Source organism: Pseudomonas sp. GM80, from assembly GCF_000282515.1.
Taxonomy (GTDB): Bacteria; Pseudomonadota; Gammaproteobacteria; order Pseudomonadales; family Pseudomonadaceae; genus Aquipseudomonas.
The window spans coordinates 34,634-51,576 of sequence record NZ_AKJD01000048.1 but is presented as its reverse complement, the minus strand read 5'-3'; the positions used below and the strand labels follow the sequence as shown (position 1 = coordinate 51,576).

At 59.2% G+C, this 16,943-nt stretch carries 15 protein-coding genes; 2 read left to right on the top strand and 13 right to left on the bottom strand.

The window, feature by feature from the left end; translation table 11 throughout:
- Positions 1-117: 117 nt before the first annotated feature.
- The 11 genes from PMI37_RS07040 to PMI37_RS06990 all read right to left on the bottom strand — a co-directional run bounded on the left by PMI37_RS07040 (position 118) and on the right by PMI37_RS06990 (position 12,774).
- Positions 118-456: a GlpM family protein gene (locus PMI37_RS07040; protein ID WP_008079444.1), complete on the bottom strand. Its 339-nt coding sequence runs from the start codon at positions 454-456 to the stop codon at positions 118-120.
- A gap of 11 nt (positions 457-467) precedes the next feature.
- The gene (locus PMI37_RS07035) at positions 468-1,796 is read right to left on the bottom strand and encodes a sigma-54-dependent transcriptional regulator (protein WP_008079441.1); all 1,329 of its coding nucleotides are present in this window, start codon (positions 1,794-1,796) and stop codon (positions 468-470) included.
- Positions 1,793-3,694 (bottom strand): sensor histidine kinase, encoded by a 1,902-nt coding sequence (locus tag PMI37_RS07030; protein ID WP_008079436.1) that lies wholly within the window; start codon positions 3,692-3,694, stop codon positions 1,793-1,795. The genes PMI37_RS07035 and PMI37_RS07030 overlap by 4 nt, the downstream gene beginning before the upstream one ends.
- Positions 3,695-3,936: 242 nt before the next feature.
- Positions 3,937-4,671 carry an amino acid ABC transporter ATP-binding protein gene (locus tag PMI37_RS07025; protein ID WP_007963947.1) on the bottom strand — a complete coding sequence of 245 codons (735 nt, stop codon included), beginning with the start codon at positions 4,669-4,671 and terminating at the stop codon, positions 3,937-3,939.
- On the bottom strand, positions 4,668-5,339 hold the full coding sequence (locus PMI37_RS07020; protein WP_003227756.1) for an amino acid ABC transporter permease: 672 nt from the start codon (positions 5,337-5,339) through the stop codon (positions 4,668-4,670). Before PMI37_RS07020 ends, PMI37_RS07025 begins: the two co-directional genes overlap by 4 nt.
- The gene (locus tag PMI37_RS07015; RefSeq protein ID WP_008079435.1) at positions 5,339-6,085 is read right to left on the bottom strand and encodes an amino acid ABC transporter permease; all 747 of its coding nucleotides are present in this window, start codon (positions 6,083-6,085) and stop codon (positions 5,339-5,341) included. Before PMI37_RS07015 ends, PMI37_RS07020 begins: the two co-directional genes overlap by 1 nt.
- Positions 6,086-6,278: 193 nt before the next feature.
- Entirely contained in the window at positions 6,279-7,205 is a 927-nt protein-coding gene (locus PMI37_RS07010; RefSeq protein WP_008079434.1) for a glutamate/aspartate ABC transporter substrate-binding protein, read from the bottom strand.
- 499 nt (positions 7,206-7,704) lie between these two features.
- The gene (gene glpD, locus PMI37_RS07005) at positions 7,705-9,246 is read right to left on the bottom strand and encodes a glycerol-3-phosphate dehydrogenase (RefSeq protein ID WP_008079433.1); all 1,542 of its coding nucleotides are present in this window, start codon (positions 9,244-9,246) and stop codon (positions 7,705-7,707) included.
- Positions 9,247-9,491: 245 nt separating this feature from the next.
- Positions 9,492-10,247: a DeoR/GlpR family transcriptional regulator gene (locus tag PMI37_RS07000; RefSeq protein ID WP_007916700.1), complete on the bottom strand. Its 756-nt coding sequence runs from the start codon at positions 10,245-10,247 to the stop codon at positions 9,492-9,494.
- A gap of 95 nt (positions 10,248-10,342) precedes the next feature.
- Entirely contained in the window at positions 10,343-11,845 is a 1,503-nt protein-coding gene (gene glpK / locus PMI37_RS06995) for a glycerol kinase GlpK (protein ID WP_008079432.1), read from the bottom strand.
- Between the two features lie 77 nt (positions 11,846-11,922).
- On the bottom strand, positions 11,923-12,774 hold the full coding sequence (locus tag PMI37_RS06990; protein ID WP_008079430.1) for an MIP/aquaporin family protein: 852 nt from the start codon (positions 12,772-12,774) through the stop codon (positions 11,923-11,925).
- Positions 12,775-13,133: 359 nt separating this feature from the next.
- Here PMI37_RS06990 and ybaK point away from each other — a divergent pair, with 359 nt between their 5' ends.
- Both ybaK and PMI37_RS06980 read left to right on the top strand, forming a co-directional pair.
- Entirely contained in the window at positions 13,134-13,604 is a 471-nt protein-coding gene (ybaK, locus tag PMI37_RS06985) for a Cys-tRNA(Pro) deacylase (protein ID WP_003227741.1), read from the top strand.
- Positions 13,605-13,702: 98 nt separating this feature from the next.
- Positions 13,703-14,482, top strand: a complete 780-nt coding sequence (locus PMI37_RS06980; protein WP_008079428.1) for a PhzF family phenazine biosynthesis protein — start codon at positions 13,703-13,705, stop codon at positions 14,480-14,482.
- Positions 14,483-14,677: 195 nt separating this feature from the next.
- On the opposite strand, the gene PMI37_RS06975 is transcribed toward PMI37_RS06980, so the two are convergent.
- Together PMI37_RS06975 and argF are read right to left on the bottom strand one after the other, a co-directional pair.
- Positions 14,678-15,787 (bottom strand): ABC transporter ATP-binding protein, encoded by a 1,110-nt coding sequence (locus PMI37_RS06975; RefSeq protein ID WP_008079427.1) that lies wholly within the window; start codon positions 15,785-15,787, stop codon positions 14,678-14,680.
- Entirely contained in the window at positions 15,784-16,704 is a 921-nt protein-coding gene (gene argF, locus PMI37_RS06970; RefSeq protein WP_045123046.1) for an ornithine carbamoyltransferase, read from the bottom strand. The genes PMI37_RS06975 and argF overlap by 4 nt, the downstream gene beginning before the upstream one ends.
- Positions 16,705-16,943: the final 239 nt, after the last annotated feature.

Sequence of the window (16,943 nt, the reverse complement as noted above, 5' to 3'; positions counted from 1 at the left end):
AAGCCAGCTCCCACATTTGGAATACATTCCCCTGTAGGAGCTGCCGAAGGCTGCGATCTTTTGATCTTTTTAAGGGCAAGATCAAAAGATCGCAGCCTGCGGCAGCTCCTACATGGGTTAGCTGTGCAGGCGGACCCAAACGGTTACCAGCACGGTCGCCGCCATCAGCCACGCCACCGCCGCCACTGCCAACGAAGCCTCCAACCGCATCCGATCCACCATCACGTACAACGTCGCCAGATACACAAAATACGGAATGATCGACCACATCCCGAACACGATCGTGGTCTTCAAATCCTCGATCGAACGTCCCTTGCCGACGATGTAATGCGCAATCAGCGCAAAGGTCGGAAACAACGGCACCAAGCCTGCGATGTAATAGTTTTTGGTCTTCGACAGCGCCGCGATGATCAGCACCACCGCGGCGCCCAACAGGGCTTTGAAAAACAGGTCCACGTCGTTCTCGCTTAATGGCTCAGGCCGTATTTTTTCACTTTGTCGAACAGCGTGGTCTTGGCCATGCCCAATTCCAGGCTCGCCTGGGTCAAGTTGCCGCCGCTGCGTTGCAGGGCGTCGCTGAGCAGGTTGCGCTCGAACGCTTCCACCGCTTCGGCAAAGCCCAGGCCTTGTCCGCCGCTGTTGGCACCGGACTTTTTGAACGCCGGCAAACCCAAAGCAAACCGCTCGGCGACGTTGCGCAGTTCACGCACGTTGCCCGGCCAGTCGTGGCTCATCAGGTTCGACAGGGTCTGGTTGTCCAGCTCCGGTAGCGCACGATCGAAGCGCAGGGCCGACTGCTGGGTGAAGTGTTCGAACAGTTGCAGGATGTCTTCGCGGCGTTCGCGCAGGGGCGGTAATTCCAGCGTCACCACGTTGAGGCGGTAGTACAAGTCGCTGCGAAATTCGCCGGCCCTGCTCGATTCGTCGAGGTCGGACTTGGTCGCCGCGATCACCCGGCAATCCACCGCCACGCTCTGGTTTGAACCCAGGCGTTCGAGGGTGCGCTCCTGCAAGACGCGCAGCAATTTGATCTGCAACGGCAGCGGCATGCTTTCCACTTCATCGAGGAACAGCGTGCCGCCGTCAGCGTGTTCGATCTTGCCGATGCGCCGTTTGCCCGCGCCGGTGAACGCGTTGGCTTCGTGGCCGAAAATTTCGCTTTCGAAGAGGTTTTCCGGCAGACCGCCGCAGTTCAGCGCGACGAACTGTTTGCTGTGGCGCCGACTGAAATCGTGCAGGCAACGGGCGACCAGTTCTTTGCCGGTGCCGGTCTCGCCTTCGATCAGCACGTTGGCCGAGGTGTCGGCGACGTTGGCGATCAGTTCGCGCAGGTTCTGCATGGCTGGCGAGCGGCCGATGATGCGTCCTTCAAGGGAGTCACGTTCAGCCAGTTGCCGGCGCAGCGACGACACTTCACGGGCGAGGCTGCGTTGCTCCAGCGCTCGCCGTGCGACATCGACCAGACGTTCCGGCGAGAACGGTTTTTCCATGAAGTCGTAGGCGCCTTTCTGCATCGCGCCGACGGCCATGGAAATGTCGCCGTGGCCGGTGATCAACACCACCGGCAGGCTGCGATCGCGTTGCTTGAGGCGGGTCAGCAGTTCCAGGCCATCGATGCCCGGCAGGCGAATGTCGCTGATGACGATGCCGGCAAAGTTGTCGCCGACTCGCTCCAGCGCTTCTTCGGCACTGCCGACGCCGACGCAGGGAATGTCTTCAAGGGTCAGCGCCTGTTGGCAGCCGAGCAGCACATGGGGGTCGTCTTCGACGATCAGTACACTGAGTTCGGGGTTCATATTGGCTCGGCGGGAGTAGGGCTTACCAACGGTAAACTGAGGACGAAAGTGGTGCCGCCGCTGGCCGGGTGTTCAACACCCAGATGCCCACCGGTGGCGGCGGCGAGGCTGGCGGAAAGGGTCAGGCCCAAGCCCAGGCCTTGTTCGCCGGGCTTGGTGGTGAAGAACGGCTCGAACAGATGCTTGCGCGCTTCGGCGTCGACACCATGACCGTTGTCGCGCACGCGCAGGCGATATTTGCCGTTGAATTCTTCGCCTTCCAGCCACAGCTCGGGCAGCGGTTGCGCCTGCATGGCATCGAGGGCGTTGCCGATCAGGTTGACCAGAATCTGTTCGAGGCGGGTCTGGTCGATCTGCACCTGAACGTCAATGAACTGCCGATGCAGGTCCAGCGCCGAGCTCTCCAGGCGCGCACCGAGCAATTGCAGCGCCGCGTCCACGGCTTTGCCGAGGCTGGCCTGGCCTTGGTTGTCACCGCGCCGGGCGAACGAGCGCAGGCTGGCGGTGATGCGGCCCATGCGGTCGATCAGGTCGTTGATGGTTTTGAGGTTGGTGCTGGCGACATCGAGCTGACCGCGCTCCAGAAAGCGTACGGTGTTGCCCGACAGCGTGCGCATCGCGGCCAGTGGCTGGTTCAGTTCGTGGGCGATGCTGGTCGACATCTGGCCGATGGCGGCGAGTTTGCCGGCCTGTACCAGTTCGTCCTGCGCGCGGCGCAACGTCTCTTCGGCCTGGCGGCGTTCGCGGATCTGACTCTTCAGTCGCTCGTTGCTGGCGCGCAGGTCGGTGGTGCGTTCGGTAATCCGACGCTCCAGTTGATTGTTGGCTTCCTGCAAGGCTTCGCGGGCGGCGAGGCGGGTGGCGATGACCTTGCGCCGCTCGTTCCAGGCGATCAGCAGGAAGGCGACCAGAGCAAACGCCACGGCGACGAGAATGCCTTGGTTGATCGCCTCGCGACGCAAATCCTGCAATGGCGTGAGCAGAGTGAAATTCCACGGCGTGTCGCTCAGCGGTCGGGTCTGCGCCAGGTAGCTGATGTCGTCCTCGCCGGACTGCACTTCGCTGTTGGCAGGGAAGGTCAGTTTCTCCACGCCTTCGGACAAGGTTTCGCGGGCCAGTGGCTGCAGCTCGTTGAGCGGGAACCAGTAATACTGCAGGCTGCGCGCGAGTTTTTCTTTGGTGATTTCACTCAGTGGAATCACCGACTTGAGGCGGCGGGCCGGATCGCTGGAGAGAATGATGATGCCGTTTTCATCGCTGACGAAGGCTTCCAGACGCGCGCGCTGCCAGCGTTCTTCCATGGCTTCCAGACGCACTTTGACCACGGCGACGCCGATGATCTTGCCGTGCTCTTCGAGGCCGTGGGCGAGGTAATAACCAGGTTCGCCGTTGGTGCTGCCAATGCCGTAGAAACGCCCGGGTTCGCCGCGCACGGCTTTCTGGAAATAGGCGCGGAAGGACAGGTCTTCACCCAGATAACTGTCGACATCGCGCCAGTTGCTGGTGGCCATGACCCGGCCGGTGGTGTCCATGACGTAGATGGCCCGACTGCGGCTGCGTCGGTTCAGGCCTTCAAGGTAAGCGTTGACCGTTTCCCGGTATTGCGGAGTCGGGTCGGCCAGCAGCTGCGAGACACTGGTTTCGAGTTCCAGCAGGCTGGGCAGGTAGGTGTATTTGCTGATCTCGCTTTCGACCGCGCGGGCGTGCAGTTCGAGTTGACGCTGGCCGTTCTCGCCGAGGCTGCGGATGCCGAAATGTTCACTGGTCCAGAAGCCGATAAAACCCAGGCCGATCATCAGGGCGATGATCAGTGGCGGCAGGAACAAATGACGAATCAGACGGGGCTTCACGGCAAGTGATGGCGGTGCGGCGCGATAGAGATTGGGGTCGCATTTCATCACAGATGCCTTGGGTCAACCACAACACTTGTTTGTGAATCACCGCTGGTTTGCAGGTGGACTCTGTGGCGAGGGGATTTATCCCCGATCGGCTGCGCAGCAGTCGTCAAACCATTGCATGCGGTTCGACTTTGAAATGCTGGGGCCGCTGCGCAGCCCATCGGGGATAAATCCCCTCGCCACAGGGGATCTCATTGTCAGGCAGCCCGCACCCCACAGAGGGGGGAGCGGGTGTGTGGCTTTTAGTGCTGCAGGATTTTCTCGAGGAAGTGCTGCGCGCGTTCGGAGCGGGCGCTGATGTCGCCGAAGAATTCCTCTTTCGGGCAGTCTTCGATGATCTTGCCGGCGTCCATGAAAATCACCCGGTCGGCCACTTTGCGCGCAAAACCCATTTCGTGGGTCACGCACATCATGGTCATGCCTTCGTGGGCCAGTTGCACCATCACGTCGAGCACTTCGTTGACCATCTCCGGGTCGAGCGCCGAAGTCGGTTCGTCGAACAGCATGACGATCGGGTCCATCGCCAGCGCACGGGCAATCGCCACACGCTGTTGCTGACCGCCGGACAGTTGCCCTGGATGCTTGTGCGCGTGCGCCGACAGGCCAACGCGTTCGAGCAGTTGCAGACCTTTTTTGGTCGCTTCTTCCTTGCTGCGGCCCAACACCTTGATCTGCGCGATGGTCAGGTTTTCGGTGATGGTCAGGTGCGGGAACAGTTCGAAATGCTGGAACACCATGCCGACGCGCGAACGCAGTTTCGGCAGGTTGGTCTTCGAGTCGGCAATCGAGGTGCCGTCGACGACGATGTCGCCTTTCTGGAACGGCTCCAGCGCGTTGACGCATTTGATCAGGGTCGACTTGCCGGAACCCGACGGGCCGCAGACCACGATCACTTCGCCTTTTTTGACCTCGGTGCTGCAATCAGTCAGCACCTGGAAGTCCCCATACCACTTGTTGATGTTCTTGATAGAGATCATACGGCGAACCTTTTTTGCAGACGCTTGACCAGCAGCGAGGCGGAAAAGCTGATGATGAAGTAGACGACACCGGCGAAGATCAGGAACTCGTTGGACCGGCCAATGATGTCGCCGCTGGAACGGGCGGAGTTGAGGAAGTCCACCAGGCCCACGGTGTAAACCAGCGAGGTGTCCTGGAACAGGATGATCGACTGTTGCAGCAGCAACGGCGTCATTTTGCGGAACGCCTGGGGCAGGATGATCAGACGCATGGTCTGGCCATAGGTCATGCCCATCGCTTGCGCGGCAGCCATCTGACCTTTGGGAATCGACTGCACACCGGCGCGGACGATTTCGCAGAAGTACGCGGCTTCGAACATCATGAAGGCCACGACGCAGGAGGTGAACGCGCCGATCGGCGTGTCTTCACCGGTGATCCAGCGCAGCACGAACGGCACCGCCAGGTAGAACCAGGTGATCACCAGCAGCAGCGGGATCGAACGGAAGTAGTTCACATAAGCGCCGGCGACGCGCGACAGCAGTTTGCTGGACGACAGGCGCATCAGCGCGAGGATCGTCCCCAGCACGATGCCGCCGACCACGCCCATGACCATCAACTGCAAGGTCATGACCATGCCGTTCCACAGACCCGGGATAGCGGGGATGATGCCGCTGAAATCGAAGTCCATTATTTACCCCCCACGGAGATCAGGCCGGGCACCGCGACTTTCTTCTCGACCATACGCATCAGCAACATCAGGCTCATGTTCAGGGTGAAGTAGATCAGCGTGGCCAGGGTGAAGGCTTCAAACAGGTTGGCCGAGAACTCAGCAGTCTGTTTGGTTTGCGCGAGCAGTTCCATCAGGCCGATCAGGGACGCCACGGAGGAGTTCTTGAAGACGTTGAGGAATTCCGAGGTAAGCGGCGGAATGATGATGCGGTAGGCCTGGGGCAGCAGCACGTTCCAGTAGATCTGTGGCAGCTTGAAACCCATGGCGCGGGCGGCGGCTTCCTGGCCGCGTGGCAGCGCCTGGATGCCGGTGCGCACTTGCTCGCAGACACGCGCAGCGGTGAACAGGCCCAGGCACACGACAACGCTCAGGTAAGCCGAGGTGGTCGGGTTGAGATCCTGTTTGTACCAGTCCTGCAGGTTTTGCGGCAGCAGATCAGGCACCAGGAAGTACCAGATGAACAGCTGAACCAGCAGCGGCACGTTGCGAAACAGCTCCACGTAGCAGGTCGCGATGCCCGATACGATACGGTTTGGCACCGTGCGCATGACGCCCAGAATGGACCCCAGCAGCAAGGCGATGATCCATGCCACGATGGCAATGGCAATGGTCCAGCCCAAACCGGTGACGTACCAGTCGAGATAAGTCTCGCTGCCGACGCCGGTGGACTTGAAGAACACGCCCCAGTCCCAGTTGTAATTCATTAGGGTCTCCCCTCGAAATCGATCGATGTACAAGCACCCGCTTGGGGAAGATCCTTTCCCGCCCGACGTTGAACGCCGGGCACACGCGATCGGCTCGGAAACCGCCAGGTCGAGTGTTCCACAGTACAGCCAGCAGGTAGTAACAGACGCCTGAGGGAGGGTGGCCCCCTCAGGTGATAAGGTTAGTCAGGAATCAGATTTTTACGTCAGGCGCCGGCTTGTCGCTCGGGGTGGCGATCAGATCTTTTACCTTGTCGCTCATCGGGAAGTTCAGGTTCAGGCCTTTTGGTGGGATCGGGCTCTCGAACCACTTGCTGTAGATCTTGTTGATCTCGCCGGACTTGTACAGGGCGACGATGGCGTCATCGACAGCTTTCTTGAAGGCCGGGTCGTCTTTACGAACCATGCACGCGTAGGCTTCGAACGACTGCGGGGTACCGGTGATGATCCAGTCGGCCGGCTTCTTCGCCTTGGCTTCTTCGCCGGCCAGCAGGGCGTCGTCCATCATGAAGGCAACGGCGCGGCCGCTTTCCAGCATGTTGAAGGATTCGCCGTGGTCTTTGGCGGAGATGATGTTCATGCCCATCTGCTTGTCGGCGTTCATCGCTTTGATGATGCGCTCGGACGTAGTGCCCGCGGTGGTCACGACGTTTTTGCCTTTGAGGTCAGCGAAGTCAGCGTAGGACGGCTTGCCATCCTTGTCTTTCTTGACCAGCAGACGGGTGCCGATTTCGAAGATGTTGACGGTGAAATCGACTTGCTGGGCGCGTTCGGCGTTGTTGGTGGTCGAGCCGCACTCGATATCCGCGGTGCCGTTCTGGATCAGCGGGATACGGGTTTGCGAGGTCACCAGGTTGTACTTGACCTGCAGATCGGGCTTGTTCAGGTCTTTTTTCAGGGCTTCAACGATGGCCACTTGAATGTCGTGGGAGTAGCCCACTGGTTTGCCGGAAGCATCGGCAATGTAGGAAAACGGAATGGAGCTGTCGCGGTGAGCGAGCGTGATGGTGCCCGAATCGTTGATTTTCTTCAGGGTGCCGGTGAGTTCGGCGGCGAAAACTGGCGTGCTGATCAGAGCGGCAGCAATGGCTGCGCCCAGGATATGGGGAACGATGCGCATCAAATTTTCCTCGACATTGTTTTTTTTATGGAGCCAGTTCGTCGGCCCTTTTGTGCTTCGAATGCCTGACGGCTCCTGAAGTGTTGGCACAACAGGCATTCGTCGAGAGAGTGTAGAGCATGAGTCGTGCCAGACCAGTCGCGAATGGTTAAGTCGATGATTTATAAGGTTATTAAATTTTTAAGGCAGTTTTTTTGAGCCCGGCTGATCCGGTTAACCGAATCGACCCGGAAGTCGCGTTCGGAAAACCGAACAATCTTTCAATCACTACGCTCATTGGATGATCGCCCAAGCACCACACAACCCTGTGGCGAGGGGATTTATCCCCGATAGGTCGCGAAGCGGCCTCTCTTTAAATGCAAAAGGGAGGACTGCTTCGCAGTCCATCGGGGATAAATCCCCTCGCCACAGGGGTAGTGGCAGGCAAAGTAAGTTACGCCGCAACAAAAAGCCCCTGAACCTTGCGATTCAGGGGCTTTTTGTTTAAGCGATGTTCAGATCATGCCGCTTCAATCTTGCTACGGTTCTGCTCGACCTTGCCCAGGTACGCGGCCAACTTCTCTTGCTCGGCCGGCGTGGTAAACAACCCCAGCTTGCTGCGGCGCCACAGAATGTCGTGCGCCGTGGTTGCCCACTCTTCACTGCACAGGTAATCGACTTCGCGGGTGTAGAGCCCGCCGCCAATGTGTTCGCCCATGTCGGCGAGGGTTTCCACGCCTTCAAGCATGCGCCAGGTGCGGCTGCCGTAGGTGGTGGACCAGCGACGGGCAATCTCGGTCGGCACGAAGTCGAACTTGTCACGAATCAGCGCGCTCAAGGCTTGCGGCGTGGTCATGTCTTCGCCGCCGGGCAGGGTGGCCGTGGCTGTCCAGCTTGGACGCATCTGAGTGAAGAACGGCATCAACTGCGCCATCGCCGATTCGGCGAGTTTGCGGTAGGTGGTCAGCTTGCCGCCGAACACCGACAGCAGTGGCGCTTCTTCGCTGTTGCCAGACAGGGCCAGGGTGTAATCGCGGGTGACCGCCGACGGGTTATCGGACTCGTCGTTGCACAGCGGACGTACGCCCGAGTAGCTGTGCTGGATGTCGTCGCGGCTGAGCTGCTTTTTGAAGTGTGCGTTGACCACTTTCAGCAGGTAATCGGTTTCGGCATCGGTAATCGCCACTTTTGCCGGATCGCCAGTGTACTCACGGTCGGTGGTGCCGATCAGGGTGAAGTGGTTGTTCAGGTACGGGATGGTGAAAACGATGCGCTGATCTTCGTTTTGCAGAATGTGCGCATGATCGCCTTCGTACAGTTTCGGCACGATGATGTGGCTACCCTGAATCAGACGGATGCCGTACGGCGATTCCATCTTCAGGTCGTCACGGATGAACTTGGCAACCCACGGGCCTGCCGCGTTCACCAGCGCTTTGGCGGTGATCGAAAACAGGCTGCCGTCGGCGCGTTCCAGGTTCAAGTGCCACAAACCTTTGGCGCGGCGGGCGCTGACGCAGCGAGTCTGGGTATGCACGTGGGCACCTTTTTCGCGAGCGGCCATGGCGTTCAGCACTACGAGGCGGGCGTCATCGACCCAGCAATCGGAGTATTCGAAGCCTTTCTTGATTTCGCTTTTCAGCGCGCTGTCGGCACCGAACTTCAGGCTTTTCGAACCGGGCAGCTTTTCGCGCTTGCCGAGGTTGTCATACAGAAACAGGCCTGCACGAATCATCCACGCCGGACGCAGGTGCGGACGGTGCGGCAACACGAAGCGCATTGGCTTGACGATGTGCGGCGCTTTCGCCAGCAGCACTTCACGCTCGGCCAATGCTTCGCGCACCAGACGGAATTCGTAATGTTCGAGGTAGCGCAGGCCACCGTGGATCAGCTTGCTGCTGGCCGACGAGGTGTGGCTGGCGAGGTCGTCCTTTTCGCAAAGGAACACCGAGAGACCGCGACCGGCGGCATCCGCTGCGATCCCCACGCCATTGATCCCGCCGCCGATAACGGCAATGTCGTAGATCTCGGAGAGTGGGGGCGTACGCAAGGTAGAGGTGGACATCGGCTGGCCTCGGGCTCTTTTGATTTTCTGTATTGGAAATCGAACATTAATGTTCATTTGCGAAAATGGTAGCCCATAAACACGCGCGCAGCCAGTCACGTTCGATTGAAAAAACTCATCGAAGGGCGGTTAAAAGAAAATTTTCGAACATTGAAAGCAAAAGATCGCAGCCTTCGGCAGCTCCTACAGGTCAAGTGAACCTATGTAGGAGCTGCCGAAGGCTGCGATCTTTTGATCTTGGGGGGTTAAACGACTTCCAGGCGAATCTTGTGCTGACTCAACAACTGCGCTAACGCCGGCACCGGCTGCTGATCCGTCACCAAACAATCAATCAAACTGATCGGCCCCAACCGGATCATCGCATTCCGCCCGAACTTACTCGAGTCGGCCGCCAGAATCACCTGCCGCGCATTGGCAATGATCGCCTGGGAAACCCGAACTTCCTGATAATCAAAGTCCAGCAAGCTGCCGTCCTCATCAATACCGCTAATCCCGACCAGCGCGAAATCAACCTTGAACTGATTAATGAAGTCCACACTCGCCTGACCCACTACACCGCCATCACGACGCACATTGCCGCCAGTCAGCAGCACATCGAAATCATCCTTGGCACTGAGCATCGACGCTACGTGCAAGTTGTTGGTGATGATTTTCAGGTGATTGTGATTGAGCAGGGCGCGGGCAATCGATTCGGTGGTCGTACCGATGTTGATGAACAGCGAGGCGTGATCGGGAATCTGTGCGGCGATGGCTTCACCGATGCGTTGTTTTTCATCGCGCATTTGATCGGCGCGCATCGCATAGGCAGTGTTTTCGACGCTGGAATCGTAGGCAGCACCGCCATGGTAGCGACGCAGCAGATTGGCTTCCGCGAGCTGATTGATGTCGCGGCGGATGGTTTGCGGGGTAACAACGAACAGCGTGGCCATTTCCTCGATGCTCACATAGCCGCGTTCGCGGACCAGCTCGAGGATTTGCTGCTGACGGGGAGGCAGATTCATGGGGCTTCCTTTGGGCTGCCGTGCAAAATTTGCCCATGATGCCGCAGGAATCCGCTCCCTACCAGTTAGTTGCCTATCAGTCTCTGAAGGTTGGCTTATTCAGCGTCTTCACGCGCCCAGTCTCGGGTGCGGCTGACGGCTTTTTTCCAGCCTTTGTACAGCTTCTCTTTCTCGACTTCGTCCAGGCTCGGTTCGAACTCGCGCTCGATCACCGCTTTGCCGCGCAGTTCTTCCAGGCTGCCCCAGAAGCCGCACGCCAGACCGGCCAGATACGCCGCACCGAGTGCCGTGGTTTCGCGCATTTGCGGACGCTCGACCTGCGTGCCGAGGATGTCGGCCTGGAACTGCATGAGGAAGTTGTTCGCCACCGCACCACCGTCCACACGCAGGGCTTTGAGGCGTTCGCCGGAGTCCTGTTGCATGGCGTCGAGCACGTCGCGGGTCTGGTAGGCGATCGATTCCAGCGCCGCGCGGATGATGTGATCCACACGTACGCCGCGCGTCAGGCCGAACAGCGCGCCACGGGCATACGGGTCCCAGTACGGAGCGCCGAGACCGGTGAATGCCGGTACCAGGTACACGCCGTTGCTGTCCTTCACTTTGTTGGCGAAGTATTCCGTGTCGTGGGCGTCGTTGATGATCTTCAGTTCATCGCGCAGCCACTGCACGGTCGAACCGCCGTTGAATACCGCGCCTTCCAGTGCGTAAGCGACTTCGCCGCGCGGGCCGCAAGCGATGGTGGTGAGCATGCCATGCTGGGATTTCACCGCTTTGTCGCCGGTGTTCATCAGCAGGAAGCAGCCGGTGCCGTAGGTGTTTTTCGCCTGGCCTGGCTCCACGCACATCTGGCCGAACAGCGCCGCTTGCTGGTCGCCAGCGATACCGCCGATGGCGATGCCGCTCTTGGTGCGACCGTAGATTTCCGAGGACGCTTTCACTTCCGGGAGCATTTCGCGCGGGATGTCGAGGATCTCCAGCATCTTCGAATCCCACTCCAGCGAGTGAATGTTGAAGAGCATGGTGCGCGAGGCGTTGGTGTAGTCGGTGACGTGTACTTTGCCGCCGGTGAATTTCCAGATCAGCCAGCTATCGACGGTACCGAACAGCAGTTCGCCGTTGCGCGCACGCTCGCGGCTGCCTTCGACGTTGTCGAGGATCCACTTCAGTTTGGTGCCGGAGAAGTACGGGTCGGTGACCAGGCCGGTGGTGTCACTGATGTACTGCTCATGGCCGTCGCGTTTGAGCTGCTGGCAAATTTCGGTGCTGCGGCGGCACTGCCAGACGATGGCGTTGTACACCGGGCGGCCGGTGGTCTTATCCCAGACCACCGTGGTTTCACGCTGGTTGGTGATGCCGATGGCGGCGACCTGGTCGTGGTGCAGACCAGCCTGTGCCAGCGCTTCAACCATGACGGCGCTTTGGGTGGCGAAAATTTCCATCGGATCGTGTTCGACCCAACCGGCCTGCGGGTAGTGCTGAGCGAATTCGCGCTGCGCGGTGCAGACCACGTTCGCATCGCGGTCGAAAATGATCGCGCGGGAGCTGGTCGTACCCTGATCGAGGGCAATGATGTAGTTCTTATTCTGAATGTCGGTCATGTCGATTGCCTTGGACGAAATAAGGGAGAGTGGGCCGTGGCGCAGGCTCTAGAGGGCAGGAGCCTGCGCCGACTGTTTCAAGAAGTTCTTGGTTTGCCGTCAATGGCCGGTTCTGCATCCTTTGTAGCAGGTGTGGCGCCGGTCAGGTGACGGGCGATGAGCCCGCGATACCCGGCAGCGCCGAGGCAGGCACCGACAATCGGTGCAAAAATCGGAATCAGGAAGTACGGAATATCGCGGCCGCCAGTGAAGGAAATTTCACCCCAGCCGGTGAAGAAAGTCATCAGTTTCGGACCGAAGTCACGTGCCGGGTTCATCGCGAAACCGGTCAGCGGGCCCATCGAACTGCCGATCACCGCGATCAGCAAACCGATCAGCAGCGGCGCCATCGGGCCTTTCGGCAGGCCGTTGTTGTCGTCAGTCAGGGCCATGATCACGCCCATCAGAATGGCAGTGATGATCATCTCGACCAGAAATGCCTGAGCAGTCGACAGCACCGGATTCGGGAAGGTCGAGAACACCGAGGCCAACTCAAGACTGGCGGCCGAGCCGCGAACCATTTGGTGAGTTTGTTCGTAATCGAAGAAAAGATTGCTGTACAGCGTGTAAACCAACAGCGCGCCGCAGAAGGCGCCGGCGATTTGCGAAAGAATATAGAACGGCAGTTTGCGCTTTTCGAAGTTGGCGAAAATGGCCAGCGCGATGCTGACGGCGGGGTTCAGATGCGCGCCGGAAACCCCTGCCGTGAGGTAGATCGCCATGCTCACGCCGACGCCCCAGATGATGCTGATTTCCCACAGGCCGAAGCTGGCACCCGCGACTTTGAGCGCGGCGACACAGCCGGTACCAAAAAAGATCAGCAGGGCAGTACCCAGAAACTCGGCCATGCATTGGCTCGAGAGCGATGGTTGCTGTAAAGCAGTTGTCATTGAAAACCTCGTTTTTGTTGTTGTCTGGCGCTATGCCGTCAGGGCAGGGCGCGATTTTCGCCGGGTAGGAATCCCCATTCCGTTGCCGGTTTACTGCTGGGTGCTGCGATGACGATAATTCTTACATTATTCAGATTCGAAAAAATATAGACAAGAAACAAACCTGTCAAAGGTCGAAAGTGAACCGTCAGTCACAATAGAACTATCAGTCACGTGAATGACTCGCCGGATGACTGCTTTCGTCGCCTTGAGAATTACCTGCGAAGCCGCGTAATTCGGGGCCGGGATAGAGCGTTTTACGGCTCGATGTCCTAGAATCCGGCGCAGAATTTTCTGCCATTGCCGAGCCTGGAGCTGCCATGACCCCTGCGTTGGACTTGTTGAAAAAAGTTCGTGCCGAACATCGCGTGCACAGTTACGAACATGATCCCAAAGCGGCTTCGTATGGGCTGGAGGCCGCAGAAAAACTCGCCCTTGAACCTGCGCAGGTGTTTAAAACGTTGCTGGCGGCGAGTGAAAAAGGCGAGTTGTTGGTGGCCGTGGTGCCGGTCGTCGGAAGCCTTGACCTCAAGGGGCTGGCGCACGCTGCGGGGGTGAAAAAAGTCGAGATGGCTGACCCGGCAGCAGCCCAGCGTTCCACCGGTTATCTGTTGGGCGGCATCAGTCCGTTGGGGCAGAAAAAACGCCTGCGCACCTTCATCGATAATTCGGCTCAAGGTTTTGCCACTATTTATGTCAGCGCCGGTCGGCGTGGGCTGGAAGTCGAATTGGCGCCCGCCGTACTCGCCGAACATACCCAGGCGAAATTCGCCGACATCGGTCGCGCGTGATGCTCGCCTGCTCTGTATGAAGAAAATTGGCCGGTTCTGTCTCTGGCGCTGATCCGGCCCACGCTGCATGCTCTGCCGACTGACTTAAGGAGAAGGTTATGCAGCTCGAGTTTCATCAGGTCGACGCATTCAGTGATCGGCCGTTCAGTGGCAACCCGGCGATGGTTTATCGGCTGGATGCGTGGCTTGCCGATGAGCTGATGCAGAAGATCGCGGCCGAACACAATCTGGCGGAAACCGCGTTTCTGGTGCGCGAGGGCTCGGCCTGGCATATCCGCTGGTTTACTCCGACCACTGAAGTGCCGTTATGCGGCCACGCAACGTTGGCCAGCGCCCATGTGCTGTTCGATATCTACCAGGAAACCGCCGAGCGTATCGACTTCACCAGCAAATCCGGGCCGTTGAGTGTCAGTCGCGAAGATGGCCGCTTGTGGCTGGACTTCCCGTCGATCGTGCCGTCAGAGATTGGTGTAACCCTGGATGTCGAGCGCGCGCTTGGCGTTGAGGCGGTGGATGTACTTGGCTCCAACGAACTGTTTGTGGTGCTGGAGTCGGAGCAGGCCGTGCTCGATTGCAAGCCGGACATGGTCGCGTTGGCCAAGCTGCCGTGGCTGGGCGCGATCGTCACGGCGCGCGGCAATCAGCACGATTTCGTTTCGCGCTATTTCGCCCCGGCAATTGGCATCAATGAGGACCCGGTGACCGGTTCGACGCACTGCAGCTTGATTCCCTATTGGTCCAAGCGTCTGGGCAAATCGAGCCTGTCCGCATGCCAGCGTTCGGCGCGGGGCGGGGAGTTGTTTTGTCGGCTGGAAGGCGAGCGGGTGAAGATCGGCGGCAATGCGACGCTGGTTGCCAGCGGCACCCTGATCTTGTGATGAGTCCGAACCCCTTGTAGGAGTGAAACTTTGTGGCGAGGGGATTTATCCCCGATGGGCTGCGTAGCAGCCCCAAAACCATTGCATGCGGAGCAACAGATGCTCCGCGCTGGCAGGATTAAGGGCCGCTTCGCGCCCCATCGGGGATAAATCTCCTCGCCACAAAAGCCACCCACATTTCGATTCGGTGTTGAATCAGAGGGCAGTGCTGTAGCGGCGCACGCCGTTTTCCACTGCCGGAATCTGTGCAGCGGTGCTGCCCGATGCCTGAAACAACACCAGATGTTCGGCGGCAACCCGAATCCCCACTTGTGCACCCACCTGATGATCCGCATGGCTCGGGAAAATCGATTCCAGCTGCGCCCCAGTCGGCAATTGCAGACGATACAACGTCGAAGCGCCCAGGAAGGTCTTGCCAACAATCCGCGCTTTCAACTCACTGTCCGGCGCATAAACAATGTCATCCGGACGCAGCAATACATCCACCGCCCCGCCAATCGGCCAGGTGTAAGCCCGATTACCGCGCAACTCACCCAACTCAGTCTGCACCGATTCCGGGCTGCCGAGCTGGCCGCGAATGAAGTAGCCCTGACCGATGAAACTGGCCACAAACGGCGTCGCCGGTTCGTGATACAGGTTGTACGGCGTGTCCCATTGCTCCAGTCGACCTTCCTTGAACACGCCAACGTGATCGCTGACGGCAAAGGCTTCTTCCTGGTCGTGAGTCACCAGAATCGCGCTGGTGCCACGGGCCTTGAGGATGTCGCGCACCTCATGGCTGAGCTTGCGCCGCAACTCGCCATCAAGGTTGGAGAACGGCTCGTCGAGCAGCAGCAATTGCGGCTCCGGCGCCAACGCACGGGCGAGGGCGACCCGCTGTTGCTGGCCGCCGGACAACTCGTGCGGGAAGCGCTTGCCGAGGTTCTTCAGGTTGACCAGTTCGAGCAGCTCTTCGGTCACTCGCGCCTTGTTCGGGTGCTTGCGAATACCGAAGGCGATGTTGTCCGCAACACTCAGGTGCGGAAACAGCGCGTAGTCCTGAAACACCATACCGATCCGGCGTTTCTCCGGTGCCAGAGTGAAGCCGGCGCTGGAAATAGTCTCGCCGCCAAGGGTGATTTCGCCCTCGTGCACCGGCTCGAAACCGGCGATGGCGCGCAGGGTAGTGGTCTTGCCGCAGCCGGAAGAGCCCAGCAAACAGCCGATGTCACCGGCGTTGAGGTGCAGATTGAGGTTCTGCACCACACGTTGATCTTGATAACCGCAAGCGAGGTTGCGCAGGTTCAGCAGTAATTCATGGCTCATGCGTGGTGATATGCCGGTTCAACGAGGAACTCGAGCAGGGCCTTCTGTGCGTGGAGACGGTTTTCTGCCTGATCCCAAGCGACGGAGCGCGGGTCATCAAGCAGGTCGAGACTGATTTCTTCGCCACGGTGCGCCGGCAGGCAGTGCATGAACAGCACGTCCTCGGCAGCGAGGTCGAGCAGGGCACGGTTGACCTGGAACGGCGCGAACAGCTTGAGGCGCTTGGCAGTTTCCTCTTCCTGCCCCATCGAAGTCCAGACATCGGTGCTCACCAGGTGTGCACCGCGCACGGCGTCTTGCGGGTCACGGACGATGGTTACGCGATCACCAGCCTTGGCGACAAATTCGGGGTTCGGCTCGTAGCCTTCCGGGCAGGCGACGCGCAACTGGAAGTCGAACTGAATCGCCGCTTCTATATAGCTGTTGCACATGTTGTTGCCGTCGCCGATCCAGGCCACGGTTTTGCCCTGAATCGAACCGCGATGCTCAAGGAACGTCTGCATGTCGGCCAGCAACTGGCACGGGTGCAGGTCATCGGACAGGCCGTTGATCACCGGCACGCGCGAATTGGCGGCGAATTCGGTCAGGGTGCTGTGGGCAAAGGTACGGATCATCACCGCATCGAGCATGCTCGACATGACGATGGCGCAGTCACCGATCGGCTCGCCACGGCCCAGTTGGGTGTCGCGCGGCGAGAGGAAGATCGCCTGACCGCCGAGCTGGATCATGCCCGCCTCGAAGGAGATCCGCGTGCGGGTCGAGGATTTCTCGAAGATCATGCCCAGCACGCGGTTTTTCAGAGGCTCGAACAGTACGCCGCGGTTACGCAGGTCCTTGAGCTCAACGCCTCGACGGATCACGCTGACCAGCTCTTCGGGCGTGCAATCCATCAGGGAGAGAAAGTGCCTTGCGCTCATCATTGACTACCTTTTTGCTACAAACCGCAGATGCTCAAAGCCTTGTTTAACGGAACAACGGGCGAGACCTGCGGCGTAAGCCGCACGGGGCGACGAAATAGGGGGAGGCGCGATATTGACACTAAATGTCGCGTTTTTCCAATAGGCTACGGTTTTTGCAGGAATCGAAGGGTGCACAGGATGTTGCAGTCGCGCATTAGCGGCCAGGTTCAGGGCCGCCGCGAGCCTCTTTGTACACT